The 25,571-nt window shown below is 44.1% G+C and carries 21 protein-coding genes and 1 tRNA gene; 20 read left to right on the forward strand and 2 right to left on the reverse strand.

Translation table 11 applies throughout. The features are described from left to right. Positions 1-134: 134 nt before the first annotated feature. The 5 genes from pyrC to dbpA all read left to right on the forward strand — a co-directional run bounded on the left by pyrC (position 135) and on the right by dbpA (position 5,072). Positions 135-1,169, forward strand: coding sequence for a dihydroorotase (gene pyrC / locus GMES_RS11155; protein ID WP_006992792.1), 1,035 nt, complete (start codon positions 135-137; stop codon positions 1,167-1,169). A gap of 41 nt (positions 1,170-1,210) precedes the next feature. Continuing rightward, positions 1,211-1,993 carry a substrate-binding periplasmic protein gene (locus tag GMES_RS11160; RefSeq protein WP_226990287.1) on the forward strand — a complete coding sequence of 261 codons (783 nt, stop codon included), beginning with the start codon at positions 1,211-1,213 and terminating at the stop codon, positions 1,991-1,993. A gap of 188 nt (positions 1,994-2,181) precedes the next feature. Beyond that, entirely contained in the window at positions 2,182-2,910 is a 729-nt protein-coding gene (locus GMES_RS11165) for a substrate-binding periplasmic protein (protein ID WP_006992794.1), read from the forward strand. Between the two features lie 64 nt (positions 2,911-2,974). After that, on the forward strand, positions 2,975-3,664 hold the full coding sequence (locus GMES_RS11170; protein ID WP_006992795.1) for a crotonase/enoyl-CoA hydratase family protein: 690 nt from the start codon (positions 2,975-2,977) through the stop codon (positions 3,662-3,664). A 28-nt stretch (positions 3,665-3,692) separates the two neighbouring features. Further along, positions 3,693-5,072, forward strand: a complete 1,380-nt coding sequence (gene dbpA / locus GMES_RS11175) for an ATP-dependent RNA helicase DbpA (protein ID WP_006992796.1) — start codon at positions 3,693-3,695, stop codon at positions 5,070-5,072. A gap of 81 nt (positions 5,073-5,153) precedes the next feature. Here dbpA and GMES_RS11180 read toward each other — a convergent pair whose 3' ends face one another. Both GMES_RS11180 and GMES_RS11185 read right to left on the reverse strand, forming a co-directional pair. Continuing rightward, positions 5,154-5,492, reverse strand: coding sequence for a PilZ domain-containing protein (locus tag GMES_RS11180; protein WP_006992797.1), 339 nt, complete (start codon positions 5,490-5,492; stop codon positions 5,154-5,156). Between the two features lie 149 nt (positions 5,493-5,641). Further along, positions 5,642-6,430 carry a class I SAM-dependent methyltransferase gene (locus tag GMES_RS11185; RefSeq protein WP_006992798.1) on the reverse strand — a complete coding sequence of 263 codons (789 nt, stop codon included), beginning with the start codon at positions 6,428-6,430 and terminating at the stop codon, positions 5,642-5,644. Positions 6,431-6,707: 277 nt separating this feature from the next. Between GMES_RS11185 and GMES_RS11190 the strand changes: the two genes are divergently transcribed. From GMES_RS11190 to GMES_RS11260, 15 genes are all read left to right on the forward strand, one after another. Continuing rightward, positions 6,708-7,328 carry an RraA family protein gene (locus tag GMES_RS11190; RefSeq protein ID WP_006992799.1) on the forward strand — a complete coding sequence of 207 codons (621 nt, stop codon included), beginning with the start codon at positions 6,708-6,710 and terminating at the stop codon, positions 7,326-7,328. A 22-nt stretch (positions 7,329-7,350) separates the two neighbouring features. Further along, positions 7,351-9,192, forward strand: a complete 1,842-nt coding sequence (locus GMES_RS11195; protein WP_006992800.1) for an ABC transporter ATP-binding protein — start codon at positions 7,351-7,353, stop codon at positions 9,190-9,192. Between the two features lie 200 nt (positions 9,193-9,392). Further along, positions 9,393-9,469 (forward strand) — tRNA-Trp (locus GMES_RS11200). A 255-nt stretch (positions 9,470-9,724) separates the two neighbouring features. After that, positions 9,725-10,102: a preprotein translocase subunit SecE gene (gene secE / locus GMES_RS11205; RefSeq protein WP_006992801.1), complete on the forward strand. Its 378-nt coding sequence runs from the start codon at positions 9,725-9,727 to the stop codon at positions 10,100-10,102. Between the two features lie 2 nt (positions 10,103-10,104). Beyond that, positions 10,105-10,677 (forward strand): transcription termination/antitermination protein NusG, encoded by a 573-nt coding sequence (gene nusG, locus GMES_RS11210; RefSeq protein ID WP_006992802.1) that lies wholly within the window; start codon positions 10,105-10,107, stop codon positions 10,675-10,677. Positions 10,678-10,961: 284 nt separating this feature from the next. Beyond that, positions 10,962-11,390: a 50S ribosomal protein L11 gene (rplK, locus tag GMES_RS11215; protein ID WP_006992803.1), complete on the forward strand. Its 429-nt coding sequence runs from the start codon at positions 10,962-10,964 to the stop codon at positions 11,388-11,390. A gap of 3 nt (positions 11,391-11,393) precedes the next feature. Further along, positions 11,394-12,095, forward strand: coding sequence for a 50S ribosomal protein L1 (gene rplA / locus GMES_RS11220; RefSeq protein WP_006992804.1), 702 nt, complete (start codon positions 11,394-11,396; stop codon positions 12,093-12,095). 364 nt (positions 12,096-12,459) lie between these two features. Then, positions 12,460-12,978: a 50S ribosomal protein L10 gene (rplJ, locus tag GMES_RS11225; protein ID WP_006992805.1), complete on the forward strand. Its 519-nt coding sequence runs from the start codon at positions 12,460-12,462 to the stop codon at positions 12,976-12,978. Between the two features lie 55 nt (positions 12,979-13,033). After that, a complete protein-coding gene (gene rplL, locus GMES_RS11230; protein ID WP_006992806.1) occupies positions 13,034-13,405 on the forward strand; it encodes a 50S ribosomal protein L7/L12 in 372 nt (123 codons plus the stop codon). A 277-nt stretch (positions 13,406-13,682) separates the two neighbouring features. After that, the gene (gene rpoB, locus GMES_RS11235) at positions 13,683-17,711 is read left to right on the forward strand and encodes a DNA-directed RNA polymerase subunit beta (RefSeq protein WP_006992807.1); all 4,029 of its coding nucleotides are present in this window, start codon (positions 13,683-13,685) and stop codon (positions 17,709-17,711) included. A 90-nt stretch (positions 17,712-17,801) separates the two neighbouring features. Beyond that, a complete protein-coding gene (gene rpoC / locus GMES_RS11240) occupies positions 17,802-21,989 on the forward strand; it encodes a DNA-directed RNA polymerase subunit beta' (RefSeq protein WP_006992808.1) in 4,188 nt (1,395 codons plus the stop codon). A gap of 209 nt (positions 21,990-22,198) precedes the next feature. Beyond that, positions 22,199-22,573, forward strand: a complete 375-nt coding sequence (gene rpsL / locus GMES_RS11245) for a 30S ribosomal protein S12 (protein WP_006992809.1) — start codon at positions 22,199-22,201, stop codon at positions 22,571-22,573. A gap of 76 nt (positions 22,574-22,649) precedes the next feature. Further along, positions 22,650-23,120 carry a 30S ribosomal protein S7 gene (gene rpsG / locus GMES_RS11250; protein ID WP_011573499.1) on the forward strand — a complete coding sequence of 157 codons (471 nt, stop codon included), beginning with the start codon at positions 22,650-22,652 and terminating at the stop codon, positions 23,118-23,120. A 12-nt stretch (positions 23,121-23,132) separates the two neighbouring features. Beyond that, positions 23,133-25,238, forward strand: coding sequence for an elongation factor G (gene fusA / locus GMES_RS11255; RefSeq protein WP_006992811.1), 2,106 nt, complete (start codon positions 23,133-23,135; stop codon positions 25,236-25,238). A 63-nt stretch (positions 25,239-25,301) separates the two neighbouring features. Beyond that, positions 25,302-25,571 (forward strand): GTP-binding protein (locus tag GMES_RS11260; RefSeq protein WP_039987240.1); only part of this gene is annotated, 270 nt, incomplete at its 3' end.

Raw genomic sequence — 25,571 nt, forward strand, 5'->3', positions numbered from 1 at the left:
TTAGTACTAGACCGTTATCATGAGGTTTATTATTCAGCGACATTAGGAATATCTTGGCTATTATATCCAAGCGTAAATTGCGGCATACTATGTACGAACAATGACCTAACACATTATGACTTAAGGCTATAAAAATGCAGCAAATCACTTTGACCCAGCCAGACGATTGGCATTTACATTTTCGCGATAATGATATGTTGCTAGAGACAGTGCCTGCCACTGCAAGAACTTTCAAACGCGCTATCGTCATGCCTAATTTGGTTCCGCCGGTGGTGAATGCTGAACTGGCAAGTGCCTATAAAAAGCGTATTTTAGCGGCGCGCCCTCAGGGCAGTGATTTTGAACCCTTGATGACGCTTTTTTTGACTAACACCACCTCTATTGAAGATATTCGAACAGCGAAAAAAGCCGGTGTGGTTGCGGCTAAATTATATCCAGCAGGCGCGACGACCAATTCTGATGCGGCTGTGAAGGGCATTGAGGCCTTGTTTCCTGTTTTTGCTGAAATGGCCGAGCAGGGTATGTTGCTACTTATTCACGGTGAAGTGACCGAAAGTCACGTCGATATTTTCGACCGTGAAAAATTGTTCATTGAACAATTTTTGGTGAAAATTGTGGATCAGTTTCCACAATTAAAAGTGGTGCTTGAGCACATTACGACCAGTGATGCAGTGGACTTCGTAAGTGCCAGTTCGCACAATGTCGCGGCGACTATTACCCCTCAGCATTTATTGCTTAATCGTAACGACTTGTTGGTGGGCGGGGTGAGACCACATAATTTCTGTTTACCTGTGCTTAAGCGCAGTACCCACCAACAAGCGTTGCGAAAAGCAGTTGCGACAGGTTCAAGTAAGTTCTTTTTAGGAACGGATTCAGCGCCTCACCAAAAAAGCGCGAAGGAATCAGCATGTGGCTGTGCGGGCTGCTACAGTGCGTGGAGCGCTCTAGAACTGTACGCTCAGGTGTTTGAGGAATTAGGCGCTTTGGATAAACTAGAAGGGTTCGCGAGTCACCATGGAGCCGATTTTTATGGTTTAGCGCGTAACACCAAGCAAGTGACACTGGTAAAAGAGGAGTGGACTATTCCTGAAGTGATTACCTTGCCCAATGGCGAGCCTATCGTGCCATTTTTTGCAGGGCAAACCGTTAATTGGACGCTCAAAGCGTAATGCACATTCGCCGGGCGCTCACCACTGCTTGGATAGGATTCATGTTGTTTTCTACTGTTGGCGGTAAAGCGTTTGCTCAAGAAAGTACTTCAGAACCCGCATTTTGGGTTTTGACATCATTGGAGCCGCCCTTCAGTTTGCGAAATGACAAAGGGCAACTCGAAGGGTACTTGATTGAGGTGGTCAACGGTATTCTTGCTGAAGCGCATATCGAACAAGAAATTCTATCTGCGCCTTGGGAGCGCTTAATTCAAGAAGCGCAGAGCAAACCTAATGTATTAGTATTCCCGCTAGCACGCACTCCAGACCGAGAAGACGACTACCACTGGGTTTTGCCTCTTACAGCAAATATCTACGGTGTGCTTGGCGAGATTGATCATAAAGGTCTTGTGAAGCAAAAGACTGACTTAAACAAGGTGTCACCTATCGGAGTGCTGAAAAGTGACTTCCGGCATAAGGTACTTCTAAAAGAAAATATTAAAGGTGTGATGCCTTTTGATGACTATAGCTCGGCGGTTTCTCAACTTCTAACAGGAAAACTGAAATCGCTATTTTTTTCAGATGCGGGGTTACGCTATTATTGTTTTAAACAAAATGCGGATTGCTCGCATATCAAATTGCTTTATGAATATGAAACTCTGACAAGTTATATTGCCTTATCTAAGGGGACTGATACTCAGCATATTGGTAGGTTGACTGAAGCAGCAACCCGTTTTTTACGTAGTCCTAAATTCGCGCAAATTCAACAACGTTGGTTATCAGATTTACAGGCTCAGGGGCCGTTCAAATTACATGTCGATCACGGCGTGCTCAATCTTTGGTAGTTGATACCATATCGTTTATATTTCGAGTTGATTAGCTGCAATTAATTAAAGTGATAGCCCTTGCACTTACATCTTATTACACTGAGGACTCATAAATTATTCATGCATCAGAACGAGGTTGATTATCATGTGCCAGAGCATACGCAGTGTTTCGTAAACTAGTCTTAATTTTTTGTATATTTTGGCTTGTGGCTCATGAGACCAATGCTCAACCCAGCGATGAAGAGCTAGTGTTAGCACTGATATATGCGGAGGGACCGCCATTTTATAGCTTTGATGAAAACACCCAGCTCTCAAGCGGCTTGTTGATAAATATAATGCAGCGTCTTGCCCAATCACTCAATCGCGATTTGCGTTATCTACCCACTGCGCGAAATAAAATAGAACACGATATTTTCAATCATAAAGCCGATGTGGCTTTCTTAGCTCCCCAGTGGCTGGACTCTCCGGAGAAACTACTCTTCAGCGACCCTGTTTACAGTTATCAGCACGCCTTTTACGGGTTATTTGCGCCAAAAGAGGGGCAAGAACTTGCGGATGCGGTGAAGGGCAGAAGTGTCTGTTTACGAGAAAATTATCGCTACCTCGAATTAGAACCTTGGCTTAAAAGTGGCGTGTTATCCCCTGTGTATGTTTCGAGCCACTCTAGGTTATTTGAGATGTTGCAACTCGCTCGTTGCGATTTGATTTATACCAATACGTTTAGAGCAGGTTGGACGCTAAGCGCGAATCATTATGATAAGGCTGTTTTTCGACTGGGGACGGTGGGCTTAACCGATGACATTAAGTTGGCGTTTTCACCCCATTGGAAAGGCAAAATCGCGCAGGTTAACGCTACGCTCGCCCAAATGCGTAAATCCGGTGAATTGCAAAATATTATCGATAAAAATATGAGCCCAACAGGCAATAGCCAATGAGTTTAATAATTTAAATCAACGTTTTAGAGCATAAAAACAATAACAAATACACGAAAGGACAACTATGACTGAATTAGTGCAATACCAGTGTGAAAACAACGTAGCAACGATAACGTTAAGTAACGGTAAGGTGAATGCGTTTTCTCACACTATGATCGATCAGCTCAATGGCGCGCTTGATAGAGCTTCAGCGGATGAAGCCGTGGTGGTCATCAAAGGCCAACCAGGCATGTTCTCTGCAGGGTACGATTTAAGCGTGATGCAGGAAAGTATGGAAGCCGCAATGAAATTAGTTGAGAAAGGTTCGACGTTGACGCGTAGAATGCTCTCTTTTGAATATCCTATCATTGCAGCCTGTACTGGGCATGCAGTCGCTAAAGGCGCATTTGTACTATTAGCGTCAGATTATCGTATTGGGATTCAAGGTAAGTTTAAAATTGGTTTAAACGAAGTTGCCATTGGCATGACTATGCATCAGGCTGGTTTAGAATTAGCGCGTGGACGATTAGCGCCAGTGTTCTTTAATCGTTCGGTCATACTGGCTGAAATGGTATCAGTTGATGACGCCGTAACCGCTGGTTTCTTAGATGTAGCGGTAGCACCTGAAGCGTTTGAGCAAACCGTCGCCGCTACTGCGCAAGCGATGACCAAATTAAACATGAAAGCCCATAAACAAACTAAGTTAAAAGCCCGAGCCGGACTGTTAGACGCGCTAGACAAAGCGATTGAAGTTGACCGTGGTTCGAGTCTTTAACGATTAAAGACATAAATGAGAGAATGTAGTGAGTAAGGAATTTTCCTCCCTAGGGCTAGAACCAGCCTTGTTAGATAATTTGCAAAGTATGGGGTTCAGTCAAATGACTGAAATCCAGGCCGGTACACTACCTGCTATTTTAGAGGGGCGTGATGTAGTGGCTAAAGCCAAAACTGGAAGTGGTAAAACCGCTGCTTTTGGCTTGGCTTTATTGCACAATTTAGACGTGAAGCGCTTTCGTGTTCAAGCACTAGTGATGTGTCCTACGCGAGAGTTAGCGGAGCAAGTTGCTCTAGAAATCCGCCGTCTAGGGCGCGGTATTCACAATATTAAAGTGTTGACGCTGTGTGGTGGTACGCCTATGGGGCCCCAAATTGGCTCACTGGAACACGGTGCACATATTATCGTTGGCACACCTGGGCGTATAATGGACCATCTTTACAAACGCCGCTTGGATTTATCGGAGGTCAATACGCTGGTATTGGATGAAGCAGACCGTATGCTTGATATGGGCTTTGAAGATGAAATGGATGCCGTTATCAAAAGTGTGCCCGAGCAGCGTCAAACCTTGCTGTTTTCTGCGACCTACCCAGATTCAATCGCCGCGATCAGTGGCCAGGTGCAGAAGAACCCATTAGAAGTCACCGTTGAATCAACTCATGATACGGACTCTATCCAACAGGTCTTCTTTGAAGTTGAAGATGCTCATCGTACTAAAGCAGTAGCAGCGCTATTAAGTCACTATCAACCTGAATCAGCAATTGTGTTTTGCAATACCAAAATTGCCTGTCAGGAAGTCGCTGACGAACTGCAGTCATTGGGCGTGTCAGTGTTAGCTTTGCACGGCGATTTAGAGCAGCGAGAGCGTAACCAAGTGCTGGTGCGTTTCGCAAACAAGAGTGTTTCTGTGCTGGTGGCAACGGATGTAGCTTCACGGGGCTTAGACATTAAAGAAGTTAACGCTGTGATTAGTTACCACATTACGCCCGACCCAGAAGTGCATATTCATCGCATAGGCCGCACAGGCCGAGCTGAATCAAAAGGGGTTGCGCTAACGCTTGTTGCGCCAGATGAAATGGCCAGGGCAAACGCTATTGAAGATTACCAAAAAGCGAAATTGAAATGGACGGGCATTCAAGCCATGCGTTTTCATGCTAACCGCCTTATTCAGCCTCAGTACAGCACGTTATGTGTTGATGGTGGTAAGAAAGCCAAGCTTAGGCCGGGTGACTTACTTGGGGCTTTGACCAAAGAAGCGGAGATCCCTGGGGATGATATTGGTAAGATCCATATCACTGAGTTCCACGCCTACGTAGCAGTAAAAACTCGCAGTGTTAAGCGGGCCATGCGCCAATTAGGTGAAGGTAAAATCAAAGGGAAAAAGTTTAAAGTGCGTAAGTTTAACTAAATCATTACAATGTTTTGAATATAAAAAAGGCGATGAGTGATTCACTCATCGCCTTTTTTGAATCAGTTTTAACCCCGTGCTTTAACTCGAAAACACTCTACTCCTATGCTTATTAGGCATCTTTTTATGCAGCATTTGTCTGAACTCATTAGAATCATAAGCAAACAAGACTCCAATACCTTCTTGACTGCAATGGGTTATCAAACCTTTTTGCAGTAACAGCGCGTCATTTTGTTGCTCGTCGGTAAAATATAACTCTATAAAATCATCCGGACGGAGTTCAGGATGTGGCATTTCAATAAACGCGCCGAAAGGACTTATGTTACGGGTACAGGTTTCGCCCATTTCTTTTCCCATATGGCGAACTTTCACTTCAAGGGCTAAGGGGGCTCGGTTACTCGTGCGGTGATTCAAGGACATTCAAACCTCTCTTTTTGACGTTGTGTAACAGGCCTTGTAAGTATACAAAATATACAACAGACGTCATGCTTTTTCGGGATTAAAATTGACCTTGAACAATATAGCGATTATTCAACTGATTTATATATACCTAAGGGCATACCCTAAACTTATCGCTTAGCGAATTTATATACGAAACGATCTGTTTTACCGCGTACGCTGGGATCAAAAACCAGTTTACTTAATTCATCATGTGGGTTGCGCAAATAGAAAGCCTCCTCAATAAGTTTAAAACCAGCTTCTTGCATTTGGAATTTGACAATAGCCGGGTCGATTCGGTGTAAGTTGTTTGCAGCTTCGTAGCCTGAGCCAGGATGTGCGGCGTGATCTATAATGACAAATTTGCCGTCGTCTCTCATGGCATCTTTAATAGTTTTCAGCGCCGCTTTGTAGTCGACAATATCGTCACGTAAAATGACTTCTTTACCATTTTGCTGACTATGGGTAAAAAACAGATCATGGTAATTTAAAGCGGTAAATACTAAATCTAGGCTGTTGTTAGGAATCGTCATTTGAACAATAGGCATATTGTCGAAATGCACTAAATTACTTAGCCTATTGTTTGCAGTTCTTTTGTTAAGCCCTTTTTCCGCAAATCGCCATATCACTTCGTCGTTTTGCACATAGACTTTGCCTTTTTCACCTACCGCTTTTGAAAACAGCTCACTGTACCAACCGTCCCCAGCAAAAAAATCTAGAACATGTTGTCCTTCGCCAACCCCAGAAAAAGCCAGTATTTTCTCAGGTTGCCGAGGCACATTACGAGCGATATCTTCCGCTGGCCGGGATGGCGAAGAAAGCAAAGCACTTATTTTTTCATTTGTAAGGGGGGGGGTGCCAGAGCAATTGCGCTGGTAAACATGAAGGCTGCAAACAGAGGGAGGTGTATTTTGGGGCACATTAAAAGTCCTTAATATATGAAAATAATCCACTATGGATGTCGCTGATATTGGCAATTTTTGGATGCTAGCATTACGTAAACGAGATACTATTTAGTAGGGAACCGATTGAGGTTTTAAGAATTTCAAAATTTTTCATAAAGCATGCAATAAACCATCAATATACCGCTGACCACAAAGAGCAAATATATATGACGTTTAGTGTTTCTAATCATTGCTCTGACGGTATTGAGTAATTTCCAACTAATTTTGGTAAGTAAAATATAGGGTGATATATATGTTAACCATGGCGGATTTTGTAAAAGTGTCTCCCTGTGAGTATTCAGAAGGGTTAGGGCGAGAACAGTTTGTAGATGGCGCTATTCGAGAGTTATGGCCGCAGATGCCTAGAATTGCTGGGCCAGCATTTACAGTTAAATGTGCGAAGGGTGATCATCTTAGTCTACATGCCGCTATATACCGTGCAGCACCAGGAGACATCATAGTCGTTGAAGCGGATCCTGAGTTTGCCAGTGCTGGGGGAAATGTATGTGCTGTCGCTCAGCAGCGCGGGATTGCGGGCTTTGTCATAGATGGTGTCATCCGCGATTTAGGCGAGGTACGTGATCTGCAATTTCCCGTTTATGCTCGTGGTGTTATTCCAGTGCCGGCTAAAAAAGAGCAAATTCTGCCTTTTAATCAACCTATTAACTGTGGCGGTGTGCGCGTCTGTGCTGGGGATATAGTCGTTGCTGACGAAGAGGGGATCGTGGTTATTCCCAAGGCGTTGGCCGAAGAAGCTTATCGACTGGGTAAAGAAAGAACAGACAAAGACGCAGCAATGTCATTAAGCGAATGGCGTCGAGCTCATGAAGCCAAAATTGAAGCGACCCTCAAGGCTTTAGGCTTCCAAGATTAATTTAAGTAAATAAGTAGTTGATATGTTTTCATTTTTTGAACGGTTAGTAGAGCCGTTCCCACAGAATATGCCTGAGCAACCTCCAGAAGGCTTGGTGGCGTTTTGTCGTTATTACTCCAAAGGTATGTGGCCGGCTATTTTTGCAGTATCGATTCTTGCAGCAGCTATCGCCATGTTAGAAGTGTCGTTATTTGGGTTTGTTGGGCAGTTAGTCGATTGGCTAGCGACTAAGGATCCTGACACTTTCTTAGCCCAAGAAAAAAGTAGCTTGATATGGATGGGAGCCGTGGTACTGGTGATTTTGCCTAGCTGCGTAGCGCTGCAATCACTGATTAACCACCAAACACTCATGGGTAATTACCCCATGCGCATTCGTTGGCAAGCACACCGGTATTTGATTGGCCAAAGTATCAGCTTTTTCCAAAATGAATTTGCCGGTCGCATCGCCACGAAAGTCATGCAAACTGCGTTGTCGGTTCGTCAGTCGGTTATGCAGCTACTTAATTTATTGGTGTATATCAGTGTCTACTTTCTCAGTATCGTGGTCATGGTGTTTAGCATTGATTGGCGATTGAGTTTACCTTTACTCCTTTGGTTGTGCATATACATAGGTGTTCTACGTTACTTTGTGCCGCGATTAAAACGAGTTGCTCAGCGCCAAGCTGATGCACGCAGTGTGATGACCGGGAGAATAGTCGATAGTTATAGCAATATTGCCACTGTTAAGCTTTTCTCGCACACCAGCCGTGAAGCCGATTATGCCTATGAGGGTATGAATGGTTTCTTACAAACGGTTCATCCGCAAATGCGTTTGGTTACCTTACTTAACACCTGTGTGTGGTTCAGTAATGCACTGTTAGTATTCTCTATCAGCGCTTTAGCTATGTACCTTTGGTTAGAAAAAGTTGTGACGCCAGGGGATATCGCCATTGCTATTACGTTGTGCCTTCGCTTAAACGGCATGTCTCAATGGATCATGTGGGAAGTATCATCCCTTTTTGAAAATATCGGTACAGTACAAGACGGGATCAATACCTTGTCTAAACCGACGGCGGTTAAAGACATTGATAATGCGCCGCCTCTTACCGTCAGTGGTGGGGCGATTACCTTTTCAGATGTGACATTTAATTACCCTGGACCTAAAAATAGACAGATAGAGGTATTCAACAACCTTAATATCGATATAAAACCCGGTGAAAAAGTTGGGTTAGTTGGTCGCTCGGGTGCGGGTAAATCAACCTTAGTTAACTTGTTACTGCGCTTCTTTGATGTGCAAAGCGGCAAGATATTGATCGACGGCCAAGACGTGAGCGAAATTAGCCAGGAGAGCTTACGTTCTCATATCAGTATGGTTACCCAAGATACATCGCTGCTACATCGCTCTGTGCGCGACAATATTTTATATGGTCGGTTAGGCGCCAGTGAAGAAGAAATGTTGGCTGCTGCGAAACAAGCCGAATCCCATGAATTTATTCAAAATCTATCCGATTTACATGGGCAAACAGGTTACGATGCACAAGTTGGCGAGCGTGGCGTTAAGTTATCGGGGGGGCAGCGCCAACGTATCGCCATCGCGCGAGTAATGCTTAAAGATGCCCCCATTCTTATTCTGGATGAGGCTACGTCGGCTTTAGATTCTGAAGTAGAAGCCGCTATACAAGAGTGTCTCAACAAGGTAATGGAAAATAAAACGGTTTTAGCCATTGCCCACAGATTGTCGACTATCGCGCAAATGGATCGATTATTAGTGTTGGATGAAGGTCGTATAATTGAGTCGGGTACACATAATGAGCTATTGGCGCACAATGGTATTTACGCCAAGTTATGGGCCCATCAAACCGGTGGTTTTATTGGTGTTGAGTAAAGACCAGGATAAAGCATACATTCACTGTACGCTTTATCCTCGTTTTCACCTTGTATAACACCGACTAATAAGTATAATACGCCTCCCTCCTTATTAGTGATTCTAAATTTTTCCACAAAAATCTAAGACGTCATAAGGATGGTGTAAGTAAATTTAATCACTCAATTACGTGATAAATGAGTGATTAAAAGTAGTATTTTAGGGGTGTAGTTCCAATTGGTAGAACAGCGGTCTCCAAAACCGATGGCTGGGGGTTCGAATCCCTCCACCCCTGCCAAATTAGGTTAAAGTTCAGAGGCGTAAAACTGCAGCTGAATAGTAAAAATGTAGAAGGTAGAGGGACGAGAACGCCCACGGGTTTGACAAGTCGTCTGGAACGATTTGAACCGCGTCAGCGCCGCTTGCGGTCAGTTACAAGGATGTAACTGAGATCATCCCTCCACCCCTGCCACTTTTGGCATTGAAACTAAGTGTATAGGCAGACGTTTGCAGCATTGATGACGTCGCGATTAAGTTAGTATTAGGTAATAGCATGAGCGAAAAAGCGGAAAATAGTTCAAACCCATTAGACTTAGTTAAATGGCTAGTTGTTTTGGTTTTGTTAGGTGGTGCGGTTGCAGCAAATTCCATCTATGAAGATATATCAGTACTTTATCGCGCACTTGGTGTAGTCGCAGCTGTCCTTGTTGCCGGTTTTATTGCCGCTTCAACGGAAAAAGGTAGCAGCTTTCTGACCTTCGCTAAAGATGCCCGCACAGAAGTACGAAAAGTTGTTTGGCCCACCCGCCAAGAAGCAACGCAGACGACAATTATTGTTTTAGTTGCTACAGCCTTCATGTCACTAGTACTGTGGGGCCTTGACCTCATTATCGTACAATTAGTTTCTTTTATCACCGGCTTAGGAATTTAATCATGTCAGAAATTACAGAAAATGCGGACGTGCCAGAGAAGTCAGATAAAAAGTGGTATGTCGTTCAGGCGTTCTCTCAATATGAAGGGCGTGTGAAAAAGACACTTCTTGAATATATCAAAATGCACGAAATGGAAGATTCTTTCGGAGAGATACTTGTTCCTACCGAAGAAGTCATCGAAATGCGTTCTGGCCAACAACGTAAGAGTGAGCGTAAGTTCTTCCCAGGTTACGTATTGGTGCAAATGGATATGAACGAGGATTCATGGCACTTAGTGAAAAGTGTTCCTCGTGTACTTGGTTTCATCGGTGGTACATCTGACCGCCCAGCGCCTATCACCACAAAAGAAGCTAATGCTATTTTGAATCGCCTTGAAGAAGGCGTTGATAAGCCAAAACCAAAAACATTGTTCGAGCCAGGCGAAGTGGTACGTGTTACCGATGGTCCTTTTGCTGACTTTAATGGTGTGGTTGAAGAAGTCGATTATGAAAAGAGCCGCTTAAAAGTATCGGTGCTTATTTTTGGTCGTTCAACACCAGTCGAATTAGAATTCGGCCAAGTCGAGAAGGGATAATTTAAATTCTTTAGGTGCACTGCACCGCCTGAATTATCGGCAAACTCTCGGATGACGTCGAAAAAATAAAAAGAAAGATGTCCAAACGACATCTTTTTTGATTTTAAACCGAAAATTATTCAGTTTATGCTTTCGTCATAAATTGGATAAAGTTCGTACATAATGGTTGCGCAGGCTTAGTAGTTAGTCTATACTTCGCGGCCCTTTTTGTTGAACGGGAAGCCAATTAAGCAAGCATTCTCAGTGTTTGCGAGGCGTCTGACCCATTAATTGAGAGTATTATCATGGCTAAAAAAGTCACAGGCATTATCAAGTTACAGGTTGCGGCTGGTGCTGCTAACCCAAGTCCGCCAGTTGGTCCAGCATTGGGTCAAAAAGGCGTTAACATCATGGAATTCTGTAAAGCATTCAACGCTAAAACAGGTGACATGGAAAAAGGTTCTCCCGTTCCAGTAGAAATTACTGTTTACGAAGACCGTTCTTTCACATTCGAAACCAAGACATCACCTGCCTCTTACATGCTTAAGAAAGCGGCTGGTATCAAAAGTGGTTCTGGTCGTCCTAACACTGAAAAAGTGGGTAAAGTGACTCTTGCGCAACTAGAAGAAATTGCTAAAGCGAAAGAACCAGATCTAACTGCAGCTGATTTAGAAGCAGCTGTTCGCACCATCGCTGGCTCTGCACGCAGCATGGGCTTGGTAGTAGAGGGATAAGAAATGGCTAAATTAACTAAACGCGCTCGTCTTGTACGTGACAAAGTAGAAGCGACGAAAGAATATGATTTCAATGAAGCCGTTGCTTTGTTGAAAGAGCTTGCTACCGCAAAATTCGCTGAAAGTGTTGATGTTGCTGTAAATCTTGGCATTGACGCACGTAAATCTGATCAAAACGTTCGTGGCGCAACTGTGCTTCCTAACGGTACTGGTAAAGAAGTACGTGTTGCTGTTTTCACTCAAGGTGCAAACGCTGAAGCAGCTAAAGAAGCTGGTGCTGACATCGTTGGTATGGAAGACCTAGCTGAGCAAGTTAAGAAAGGCGAAATGAACTTTGACGTAGTTGTTGCATCTCCTGATGCAATGCGCGTTGTAGGTATGTTAGGCCAAATCTTAGGCCCACGTGGTTTAATGCCTAACCCTAAAACGGGTACAGTAACACCAGACGTGGCTACAGCGGTTAAGAATGCTAAAGCTGGTCAGGTACGTTACCGCAACGACAAGAATGGTATCATTCATGCCAGCATCGGTAAGATTGCTTTTGAAAGCAACCAAATCGAAGAAAACTTAGCTGCTCTAATTGAAGCTGTTAAGAAAGCTAAGCCTTCATCGGCTAAAGGCGTATACATTAAGAAAATCAGCTTAAGCACTACTATGGGCGCGGGTATTACCATCGACCAAGCTAGTTTAACAGCAGCAAGCTAATTTTAGCCTTAGTTTAGCTAAGGCACTTGTAAGTAGTTGAATTTTTAACTACTTATTCTCTCTAGAAAGGTATGGGTTGGAGTCATTGTTTTTATTAACACGTGACTCCCGTCCAAGACCGCAGGCGTAAAGCAGTAACTGAAGTAAGAGAGCAGTTACACAGATTGCAAAATCTTAAATGCTTTACTTAAAACAATAGCCTGCGCAGACGGTGATTTCGACTCAGACTCTCTGGGATTAACGAACACCGTAGAGCGGTAGAATATTTAGCCTGAATTAATCAAGTTAAGCGTTCTATCAATCTGTGAATCCTGAAAAGTGTTATTACGTAATAGGCTTTTCAGACTTAAAGAAGGTGAACACAGTGGCACTAGGCTTAGCAGCAAAGAAAGAGATCGTCGCAGAAGTTAGCGACATGGCATCTCAAGCTCTATCCGTTGCCGTTGCTGAATACCGTGGTATGGAAGTTTCAGAACTAACTGAACTTCGTGTTAAAGCTCGTGAGCAAGGCGTATATCTAAAAGTTGTTAGAAATACCCTAGCTAAGCGCGCTTTGGCCGAAACTAAGTTCTCTGATTTGGAAAGTGCCTTAACTGGTCCGTTAATTTACGGATTTTCGATTGAAGCACCAGGCGGTGCGGCGCGTCTTTTTAAAGACTTTGCTAAAACGAATGCCAAGTTAAACGTAACTGCCCTTTCTATTGGTAGTGGTCTATTGGGTCCTGAGAAGTTGGACGCAGTAGCTGCATTGCCTACCCGCGACGAAGCGCTTGCGAGATTGCTTGCAACCTTCAAAGCACCTGTTGGGAAGTTCGTTCAAACTGTTAACGAAATTCCTTCCAAGTTTGTGCGCGTATTGGCAGCGATCAAAGAAACCAAATAATTTGGTTCCTTTGTACATATAATTTTTTAATCATTAAACCCAGGAGTTTAGAGAAATGGCTCTAACCAAAGAAGATATTTTAAACGCAATTGCTGAAATGCCAGTAATGGACCTTGTTGAGCTTATCGAAGCTGCAGAAGAAAAATTCGGTGTAACAGCGACTGCTGCTGTTGCTGCCGCTGCTCCTGCTGCTGGCGGTGAAGCTGCTGCAGAACAAACTGAATTCGATGTTGTTTTGACATCTTTCGGTGGTAACAAAGTTGCTGTAATCAAAGCGGTACGTGGCGCAACTGGTCTTGGCTTGAAAGAAGCTAAAGAAGTAGTTGAAGCTGCACCGAAAGCGATTAAAGAAGGCGTTGCTAAAGAAGAAGCTGAAGAACTTAAGAAGACGCTTGAAGAAGCTGGCGCTGAAGTTGAGCTTAAGTAATCTGTCTAACGACAGGTTACTAGCCTGAAAAGGCTTAGGCTGGTGATTTTATAATCACCAGCCTTTTTGCGCTGTAGGATAAAGTATTTTCATCCTTTAAAATTTATTCTATTTGTTAGCGCAAATTACATTTAAACCTAAATAAAACCAATAAGTTAAGTAAGCCTCTTAATGACTTTGGTAAACGGTTAAAGTGTAAAATAAAGGGTGCTGGAAGTTTGCTTTATAGAAAATCTATTTAGCAAGTTGGGTCAAAAATCGGCAGGCTGAGGAACCCATGGTTTACTCTTATAGCGAAAAGAAACGTATCCGTAAGGATTTTGGCAAACGCCCACAGGTATTGGAAATACCGTATCTACTTTCAATCCAGCTAGATTCTTTTAAAAAGTTTATTGACCTTGACGTCGATGGTCAGCATGGACTGGAAGCAGCATTTCGATCAGTTTTCCCAATAAAAAGTTACTCTGGTAACGCAGAATTACAGTACGTAAGTTACCGTTTAGGTGAGCCCGTATTTGACGTAAAAGAATGTCAAATCCGTGGTGTAACCTTTTCAGCGCCTTTGCGTGTTAAATTGCGTTTAGTGTTGTTCGATCGTGAAGCAGCACCAGGCACAGTAAAAGACATCAAAGAGCAAGAAGTTTACATGGGCGAAATTCCGCTCATGACTGAAAATGGAACTTTCGTCATTAACGGTACTGAGCGAGTCATCGTATCTCAGTTACACCGTTCGCCAGGCGTATTCTTTGATCACGATAAAGGTAAAACTCACTCATCAGGTAAAGTGTTATATAACGCGCGCGTTATTCCTTACCGTGGTTCGTGGTTAGACTTTGAATTTGACCCTAAAGATAACCTTTATGTTCGTATCGATAGACGCCGCAAATTGCCCGCGACTATTATGCTACGTGCATTAGAAATTCCTACCGAAGAAATTCTTGGTATGTTCTTCGAGAAGAACCAAGTACGTATCGACGGTAATCGTTTCATGTCTGATATCGTGCCAGATCGCCTTCGTGGTGAAACTGCGCAATTCGATATTTTAGACTCGGATGGCAATGTGCTTGTAGAAGCAGGCCGTCGTATTTCAGCTCGTCATACCCGTGCCCTTGAAAAAGCCGGTATCGTTGAACTTGAAGTACCAGCTGAATACTTAGTTGGCCGTGTATTCGCGTGTGATTACGTGGATCAAGAAACCGGTGAACTTGTTGTTGCTGCAAACGATCTATTAACACTTGAAAATGTTCTGGCACTTAAAGAAGCCGGATATACAACGTTTGAAACTTTGTATATTAACGAACTTGATCACGGTGCTTATATCTCTGACACCTTGCGTATTGATAGCTCAACTAATCGCCTAGAAGCGTTGGTTGAAATTTATCGCATGATGCGTCCTGGTGAGCCACCAACGAAAGACGCAGCAGAAACGTTATTTACTAACTTGTTCTTCTCCGAGGATCGTTACGATTTATCTTCTGTTGGACGTATGAAGTTCAACCGTCGTTTAGGTCGTGAAACATCTATCGGTGCTGGCACATTAGACAAAGACGACATCGTTGACGTAATGAAGCAACTGATCACTATTCGTGACGGTAAAGACGACGTTGATGATATCGATCACTTGGGTAACCGTCGTATTCGTTCTGTTGGCGAAATGGCCGAGAACCAATTCCGTGTTGGCCTAGTTCGTGTTGAACGTGCCGTTAAGGAACGCTTGAGCTTAGGTGATTTAGACGCTGTTATGCCGCAAGACCTTATTAATGCGAAGCCTATTTCGGCTGCGGTTAAAGAGTTCTTTGGCTCTAGCCAGTTGTCACAGTTTATGGATCAGAACAACCCGTTGTCTGAAGTAACCCATAAACGTCGTATTTCAGCCCTAGGCCCGGGTGGTCTTACACGTGAACGTGCAGGCTTTGAAGTACGAGATGTACATCCGACTCACTATGGTCGTGTATGTCCTATCGAAACACCTGAGGGACCAAACATCGGTTTGATCAACTCGTTGGCGAGTTTTGCTCGTACCAATGATTTTGGTTTCCTAGAAACACCATATCGTAAAATTGTTGACGGTGTAGTGACTGACGAAATCGATTACTTATCAGCAATCGAAGAAGGTCAATTCTCAATCGCACAGGCTAACGTTGTGCTTGATGAATCTGGTCGTCTTGCTGATGACTTGATCCCTTGTCGTCACCGCGGTGAAACTACATTGAAAGAAAGCTCTGAGATCACCTACATGGATGTTTCTCCGCAGCAAATCGTTTCAATCGCTGCCAGTATCATCCCGTTCCTAGAACACGATGATGCTAACCGAGCTTTGATGGGTGCTAACATGCAACGTCAAGCAGTACCAACGCTTATCGCTGATAAGCCACTTGTTGGTACCGGTATGGAAAAAACAGTTGCAGTTGATTCTGGTGTAACAGTTGTTGCTAAACGCGGTGGTCGTGTCGACTACGTAGATGCAAGTCGTATTGTTATTAAAGTTAATGAAGAAGAAACTGTTGCCGGCGAAGCGGGCATCGATATCTACAACTTAACTAAGTACACCCGTTCTAACCAGAACACCTGTATCAATCAGCGTCCTACTTGTAACGTTGGCGAGCCAATTGTTGCGGGTGACGTATTAGCCGATGGTCCATCTACTGATTTAGGTGAATTAGCGCTAGGGCAAAACATGCGTATCGCATTCATGCCTTGGAACGGTTATAACTTCGAAGATTCAATCTTGATCTCTGAGCGTGTTGCTATGGAAGATCGTTTCACCACAATTCATATTCAAGAATTGAGCTGTGTGGCACGTGATACCAAGTTAGGGCCAGAGGAAATCAGTTCTGATATTCCAAACGTAGGTGAATCTGCGCTGGGTAAATTGGATGAATCTGGTGTTGTTTATATCGGTGCTGAAGTGAAAGGTGGCGACATTTTAGTGGGTAAAGTAACCCCTAAAGGTGAAACGCAGCTAACACCTGAAGAGAAACTTTTACGAGCTATCTTCGGTGAAAAAGCATCTGACGTTAAAGATACTTCATTGCGCGTGCCTAACAGCGTTCGCGGTACTGTAATTGATGTACAAGTATTTACTCGCGATGGCGTAGAAAAAGATAAGCGTGCACTTGAAATTGAAGGCATGCAGTTGCGTCAAGTGAAGAAAGATTTATCAGATGAATTCAATATTCTTGCTGATGGTATCTTCGCTCGTGCTAAAAACTTGTTGATTAAATCAGGCATCGAAGAGTCTCGTTTAGAGTCTGCTCAACGCGAAAAATGGTTCGACCTAACGCTAACAGATGAAGACGCTCAAACTGAGCTTGATCAAATCGCTGAGCAGTTTGTTGAAATCAAAGCTGATTTTGATAAGAAGTTCGAAATCAAGCGACGCAAGATCACTCAAGGCGATGATCTTCAACCAGGCGTTCTTAAAATCGTTAAGGTTTACTTGGCTGTTAAACGTCAAATTCAACCTGGTGATAAGATGGCTGGTCGTCATGGTAACAAGGGTGTTATTTCAACAATTAAACCAGTTGAAGACATGCCTTACGATGTTAACGGCACGCCAGTAGATATCGTATTGAACCCATTGGGTGTACCGTCACGTATGAACATCGGTCAGATCCTTGAGACTCACTTAGGTATGGCTGCTCATGGTATAGGCGTGAAAATCGACCGCATGCTAAAAGAGCACGAAGAGATGGCCAAATTACGTAGCTTCCTTAAAGAGGTCTACGGTGCTGGTACAACTCACCAAGAAGTGGATCTTGATAGCTTCAGTGATGACGAAATTACCCGTCTCGCAGATAACTTGCGTAAGGGTGTGCCTATGGCAACGCCTGTGTTTGATGGTGCTACTGAGGCAGAAATTAAACATATGCTTACGCTTGCTGATCTTCCTGAAAGTGGACAAATCGCTTTGTTTGACGGTCGTACCGGACGTGAATTTGAACGTCCAGTAACAGTTGGCTACATGTACATGTTGAAACTTAACCACTTGGTTGATGACAAAATGCATGCTCGTTCAACTGGCTCGTACAGCTTGGTTACACAGCAGCCGTTGGGTGGTAAAGCTCAATTCGGTGGTCAGCGCTTCGGAGAGATGGAAGTATGGGCACTGGAAGCATACGGTGCCGCTTACACCTTGCAAGAAATGTTGACAGTTAAATCTGATGATGTGAATGGTCGTACTAAGATGTATAAAAACATCGTTGATGGTGATCATCGCATGGAACCTGGTATGCCAGAATCATTCAACGTATTGTTGAAAGAGATTCGCTCACTAGGTATCAACATCGAGCTGGAAGAGCAATAAGCCGCGTCTGCAGAGCTTATAGACAGGATAGTCTGATGGGTGTGAATCCATCCATCAGGCTTTTTCAACTGACTCCGCTGGGAGAGTAATGTGAAAGACTTATTAAAGTTTCTTAAACAACAACACAAGTCCGAAGAGTTCGATAATATTCGAATCGGTCTTGCGTCACCTGACATGATCCGTTCATGGTCTTTTGGTGAAGTTAAGAAGCCAGAAACCATTAACTACCGTACTTTCAAGCCTGAGCGTGATGGCTTGTTCTGTGCGCGTATTTTTGGACCGGTTAAAGACTACGAGTGTTTGTGTGGCAAATACAAGCGCCTTAAGCACCGTGGTGTTATATGTGAAAAATGTGGCGTTGAAGTAACGTTAACCAAAGTACGCCGTGAGCGTATGGGCCACATTGAACTGGCAAGCCCAGTTGCACATATTTGGTTCCTTAAATCATTACCGTCACGTATCGGTTTGATGCTTGATATGACACTTCGTGATATCGAACGTGTGCTTTACTTTGAGTCATATGTTGTTGCCGAGCCTGGCATGACAACGCTTGAGCGCAGCCAACTTCTTTCTGAAGAAGAATATCTTGATGCGCTTGAAGAGCACGGTGACGAGTTTGAAGCAAAAATGGGTGCCGAAGCGGTTTTCGAATTGCTTAAAGCCCTAGACGTTGATGCTGATGTTGCTGCTATGCGCGAAGAATTGCCTAGCATTAACTCTGAGACACGTCGTAAAAAAATCACTAAGCGCTTGAAGCTACTTGAATCGTTCCAATTGTCTGGTAACAAGCCAGAGTGGATGATCCTTACTGTTCTTCCGGTATTACCACCTGACTTACGTCCTCTGGTACCGCTAGATGGTGGTCGTTTTGCAACATCTGATTTGAACGATCTGTATCGTCGAGTGATTAACCGTAACAACCGTTTGAAGCGTCTTCTAGACCTTGCTGCACCTGATATTATCGTGCGCAACGAAAAACGTATGTTACAAGAAGCGGTTGATGCCCTGTTAGATAACGGCCGTCGTGGTCGTGCTATCACAGGCTCAAATAAGCGTCCTCTTAAATCTTTGGCTGACATGATCAAAGGTAAGCAAGGTCGTTTCCGTCAAAACTTATTGGGTAAACGTGTAGATTACTCTGGTCGTTCGGTTATCACCGTTGGTCCGACTCTACGTTTACATCAGTGTGGTCTTCCTAAGAAGATGGCACTTGAGCTATTCAAACCGTTCATCTATGGAAAATTAGAAGGACGTGGTTTAGCGACAACCATTAAAGCAGCTAAAAAATTAGTTGAACGTGAAGATCCGGAAGTATGGGACGTTCTAGACGAAGTTATTCGTGAACACCCAGTATTGCTTAACCGTGCGCCTACACTTCACAGATTGGGTATCCAGGCGTTTGAGCCAACCCTTATTGAAGGTAAAGCGATCCAATTGCACCCATTAGTATGTGCGGCGTACAACGCTGACTTCGATGGTGACCAAATGGCGGTACACGTTCCGTTGACTATCGAAGCACAGCTAGAAGCACGTGCGTTAATGATGTCAACCAACAACATTCTATCACCAGCCAATGGTGAGCCTATCATCGTTCCTTCACAGGATGTTGTAATGGGCTTGTACTATATGACACGTGACCGTGTTAATGGTTTAGGTGAAGGCATGATGTTCATGAACCCGGATGAAGCTGAAAAAGCGTATCGTACGGGTAATGCAGAACTTCACGCTCGCGTTAAAGTACGTATCACTGAGTATGACGTAGCAGAAGACGGTTCTAAGACAGAGAAAGTAACGTTAACAGATACTACTGTTGGTCGTGCAATCTTGTCTTTGGTATTACCAAAAGGCTTGCCTTTTGAGTTAATCAACCAAGCCATGGGTAAGAAGATGATTTCTCGCCTATTGAACGCTTGTTACCGTACGCTAGGTCTGAAAGATACTGTTATCGCAGCTGACCAAATCATGTATACCGGTTTCCACTACGCGATGATCGCGGGTGCGTCTGTTGGTATCGATGACATGGTTATCCCTGATGCGAAGAAAGACATCATTGAAGGTGCTGAAGCTGAAGTACGTGAAATCCAAGAGCAATTCCAGTCTGGTCTTGTTACTGCCGGTGAGCGCTACAACAAGGTTATCGATATCTGGTCTAACGCTAACGAAAAAGTAGCGAAAGCCATGATGGAAAATCTATCAATCGAAACGGTTGAGAACCGTGACGGTGAGATGGAAGACCAAGCATCATTCAACTCAGTATTTATGATGGCTGACTCTGGTGCTCGTGGTAGTGCGGCGCAGATTCGTCAGTTGGCGGGTATGCGTGGTCTGATGGCTAAACCAGACGGTTCAATCATCGAAACGCCAATCACTGCTAACTTCCGCGAAGGTCTAAACGTACTTCAGTACTTTATATCTACTCACGGTGCGCGTAAAGGTTTGGCCGATACGGCATTGAAAACCGCTAACTCGGGTTACTTGACTCGTCGTTTGGTGGATGTTGCACAAGATTTGGTTATCAATAACGAAGATTGTGGCACAGTCGAAGGTGTTAAAATGACACCGCTAATCGAAGGTGGTGACGTAGTTGAGCCGCTTCGTGAGCGTGTACTAGGTCGTACCGTTGCCGAAGACGTGTTGAAGCCTGGTACTAATGAAATTCTAGTAGAACGTAACGTGCTACTGGATGAAGCATTGGTTGATATGCTTGAGTCTAACTCGGTTGATCAAATTCAAGTTCGCTCGGTTATTACCTGTGAAAATGACTTTGGTGTATGTGCTAAGTGTTACGGTCGTGACCTTGCACGTGGTCACATGGTTGGTCACGGTGAAGCGGTTGGTGTTATTGCAGCACAATCAATCGGTGAGCCTGGTACACAGTTAACCATGCGTACGTTCCACATCGGTGGTGCGGCATCACGAGCATCAGCAGAGAACAGCGTACAGGTCAAAACCACAGGTACACTGAAGCTACAAAATGCTAAGTTCGTTCGCAACACAGACGACAAAGTGGTTATCGTTTCTCGTTCAACTGAAATCACTATTATTGATGATCAAGGTCGTGAGAAAGAGCGTTATAAAGTGCCTTACGGTGCTATCTTAACCACAGATGATAATGCGACAGTCACTAGTGGCGAAGTCGTTGCTAACTGGGACCCGCATTCGCATCCAATCGTTACTGAGCGTCAAGCTAAGATCAGCTTTGCTGACATCGATGACAGTAACACCGAAATGCAACAGGATGAGTTAACAGGTCTTACACGTATCGTTGTAAATGACCTATCTAAGGCGAATGCTAAAGAGCCTAAGCTAATCCTTGAAAGTGATGAGCATGGTTTACAAGAAATTCGTTTACCGAGTTTCACCACGATTGAAGCCACTGACGGTATGCAGGCTAAGCCTGGTGATGTGTTAGCACGTATTCCTCAGGAAAGCTCGAAGACACGTGATATTACCGGTGGTCTTCCACGGGTTGCTGACTTGTTCGAAGCACGTAAACCTAAAGAGCCAGCTATTTTAGCGGAAGTCTCAGGTACCATTGGTTGGGGTAAAGAAACCAAAGGTAAGAAACGTCTTGTTATCACGCCGAAAGACGCTGATGCATACGAAGAGATGATCCCTAAATGGCGTCAACTTAACGTATTCGAAGGTGAAAACGTTGAGAAGGGTGAAGTTATTGCGGATGGCCCTGAGTCACCACATGACATCTTACGCTTACGTGGTATTAGCGCTGTTTCTAACTATATCGTTAATGAAGTACAAGAAGTTTATCGCCTTCAAGGGGTAAAAATTAACGATAAGCACATTGAAGTAGTTATTCGTCAAATGCTACGTAAGTGTATGATCACTTATGCAGGCGACAGTAACTTCCTTGAAGGTGAGCAAGTAGAAGTATCTAACGTGAAAATCGCTAACCGTGAATTGGAAAAGCAAGGCAAAATCCCTGCTCAGTACGAAACACAGTTATTGGGAATCACAAAAGCATCGTTGTCCACTGAGTCATTTATCTCAGCGGCATCTTTCCAAGAAACCACTCGTGTACTTACCGAAGCTGCTGTGCAAGGTAAAGAAGATGAGTTACGTGGCTTGAAAGAGAACGTTATTGTAGGTCGTTTGATACCAGCCGGTACAGGTTTCGCGTATCACCAAAAACGAACTGCAAGAAAACTAGCAGAGCGTCAGGCAGTTGAAGAACTATCTGTGTCTGCAGCAGATGCTGAGCAAGCCTTAACTGAAGCACTTAATGCTGAAGTCATGGATACGCCATCATCTGATGAGTAAAAAATAAGATCATTTGTTAACCCAGATGGTATGGACGCCAATTTAGGCCTTAATCGGTCTTTATTGGCGTTCTCACTTGACAGGTCAAACTTTGGTCATTAGACTTCCGCGACCCGAAATTTGGTAACAGATATTGGGCCGCGGATTTTTCGCGTTTTATATCCTATGTAAGGATATTCTCAGTCGTAATTTTAACCAGGAGCTAGTTAATGGCAACAGTTAACCAGTTAGTGCGCAAGCCACGCCAAAAGCCCGATGCGAAGAGCAACGTAGCGGCATTGCAGGCCTGTCCACAACGCCGTGGTGTATGTACTCGTGTATATACCACCACTCCAAAGAAGCCAAACTCTGCATTGCGTAAAGTTTGTCGTGTTCGTTTGACCAACGGTTTTGAAGTTTCTTCATACATCGGTGGTGAAGGCCATAACCTACAAGAGCACAGTGTTGTTCTTATCCGTGGTGGTCGTGTTAAAGATTTACCAGGTGTTCGTTACCACACTGTTCGCGGTACATTAGACTGCGCAGGCGTAAGTTCACGTAAACAGGCCCGTTCTAAGTACGGCGCAAAAAGGCCTAAGTCTTAACGGTTCTCCGTTAGTAAGGCCAAACTAAAGTATTAATTGAGTTTTGGGATATTCCTGAATTCTACGGAGAATTAAGATGCCAAGAAGAAGAGTTGTAGGTCAACGCAAAATCCTACCGGATCCTAAGTTCGGATCGCAGTTACTTGCAAAATTTATGAACGTTGTCATGTTAGATGGCAAAAAATCGACTGCTGAAAAAATCGTTTACGGTGCACTCGACATTGTTGCTGATAAAGCTGGCAAGTCTCACCTAGAAATTTTCGAAGACGCTTTGGACAACATCCGTCCTACGGTAGAAGTTAAATCTCGCCGTGTGGGTGGTTCTACGTACCAAGTACCAGTAGAAGTTCGTCCTGTTCGTCGTAATGCCCTAGGTATGCGCTGGTTAGTTGACGCTGCTCGTAAACGTGGTGAAAAATCAATGGCTCAACGCCTTGCAGCTGAAATGCTCGACGCTGCTGAAAACAAAGGTTCTGCGGTTAAGAAACGTGAAGACGTTCACCGTATGGCTGAAGCCAACAAAGCATTCGCTCACTACCGCTGGTAATAAGAGAAAGCTATGGCTCGTAAAACGCCTATCAATCGCTACCGTAACATTGGTATCGTGGCTCACGTCGACGCGGGTAAAACCACGACGACGGAACGTGTTCTATTCTACACCGGTTTGTCTCATAAAATCGGTGAAGTCCATGATGGCGCTGCCACCATGGACTGGATGGAACAAGAACAAGAGCGCGGTATCACTATTACCTCGGCGGCTACGACCTGCTTTTGGGCAGGTATGGATAAGCAATACGACCAACATCGCATCAACATCATAGACACGCCTGGACACGTTGACTTCACGATTGAAGTTGAACGGTCTTTGCGGGTCCTTGATGGTGCCGTTGTCGTATTTTGTGGTTCTTCCGGTGTAGAACCTCAATCAGAAACGGTCTGGCGTCAAGCTGACAAATATCACGTCCCTCGGGTCGTGTTTGTTAATAAGATGGACAGAGCCGGTGCAGATTTTGAACGAGTGGTTGGGCAAATTCGCAAACGACTCGGTGCTACCTGTGTTCCTATTCACCTCAATATCGGTTCAGAAGAGAACTTCAGAGGTGTTATCGATTTGATAAAGATGAAAGCCATCAATTGGAATGAATCTGATCAAGGCATGACATTTACCTATGAAGGTATCCCTGCTGAATTGCAAGACAGAGCAGAAGCGCTACGTACTGAACTTGTAGAAGCCGCCGCAGAAGCCAGTGACGAATTGATGGACAAGTACTTGGAAGGCGAAGAGCTGACCGAAGAAGAAATCAAGCTCGCCTTGCGCCAGCGTACAATTAATAATGAAATTGTACTCGCTACTTGTGGTTCTGCTTTCAAGAATAAAGGCGTACAAGCGGTTTTGGATGCAGTAATTGAATTCTTACCTGCACCCGTAGATGTACCAGCTATCACTGGTGTGTTAGATGATAAAGATGAAACTGAAGCGACTCGTCCAGCAGATGACGATGCTCCGTTTGCAGCTTTAGCATTTAAAATCGCTACAGACCCATTCGTGGGCACTTTAACATTTTTCCGTTGTTACTCTGGTGTTGTTAACACTGGTGACAGCGTATATAACCCTGTTAAAGCTAAGCGCGAGCGATTTGGTCGTATCGTGCAAATGCACGCGAAAGATCGCGAGGAACTCAAAGAAGTTCGAGCTGGCGACATTGCTGCGGCAATAGGCCTTAAAGATGTGACGACAGGTGATACCTTGTGTGATCCTAACCATATCATTACGCTCGAGCGGATGGACTTCCCTGAGCCTGTTATTTCTATTGCAGTTGAGCCTCGCTCACAAGCCGATCAAGAAAAAATGGCCTTAGCGTTAGGTAAACTAGCGGCTGAAGATCCATCATTTAAAGTTAATACTGACGAAGAGTCAGGACAAACAATCATATCTGGGATGGGTGAACTTCATCTTGATATCATTGTAGATCGCATGAGACGTGAATTTAGCGTCGAATGCAATGTAGGTAAACCTCAAGTTGCTTACCGCGAGACCATCCGTGGCAAAGTCGACGTTGAAGGTAAGTTTGTTCGTCAATCAGGTGGCCGTGGTCAATTTGGTCATGTTTGGCTGACAATCGAGCCTAATGAAGAAGGGGCTGGGTACGAATTTATTAACAATATAGTCGGTGGTGCAATTCCGAAAGAATTCATTCCTTCAGTTGATAAAGGTATCCATGAACAGATGCAAAATGGTGTGCTTGCAGGTTATCCGGTACTTGATGTAAAGGTAACTTTGTTCGATGGTTCATATCATGATGTTGACTCTTCTGAAATGGCGTTTAAAATCGCTGGTTCAATGGGTTTTAGAAAGGGCGCTGCTGAGGCAAAACCTGTATTGCTTGAACCCACAATGAAAGTTGAAGTTACCACCCCAGAAGACTGGATGGGTGATGTTGTTGGTGATTTGAATCGCCGACGCGGTGTGATAGAAGGTATGGAAGACGGTGTCGCTGGGATCAAGATTGTTCTTGCAAAAGTGCCATTATCAGAAATGTTTGGATATTCCACTGACTTGCGTTCAGCTACGCAAGGAAGAGCATCATATTCAATGGAATTTTTTAATTATTCAGAAGCGCCTAATAATGTTGCGAAAGCGATTATTGACGCTCGTCAATCTTAATAAAGGTCTGGTCCGGTTTACTACATTAGTAGGGCCGGGTTTTTAACTTAGGAAATTTGTAAAATGGCAAAAGCAAAGTTTGAACGTACTAAACCCCATGTAAACGTTGGCACAATCGGCCACGTTGACCACGGTAAAACTACACTTACAGCAGCAATTACTACTGTACTAGCAAAAACGTACGGCGGTGCAGCATCTGCATTCGATCAAATCGATAACGCTCCTGAAGAGCGTGAGCGTGGTATCACTATTTCAACGTCTCACGTTGAATACGATACTCCTTCACGTCACTACGCACACGTTGACTGTCCTGGACACGCCGATTATGTAAAA

It is taken from the genome of Paraglaciecola mesophila KMM 241 (assembly GCF_000315015.1).
Classification (GTDB): Bacteria; Pseudomonadota; Gammaproteobacteria; order Enterobacterales; family Alteromonadaceae; genus Paraglaciecola; species Paraglaciecola mesophila.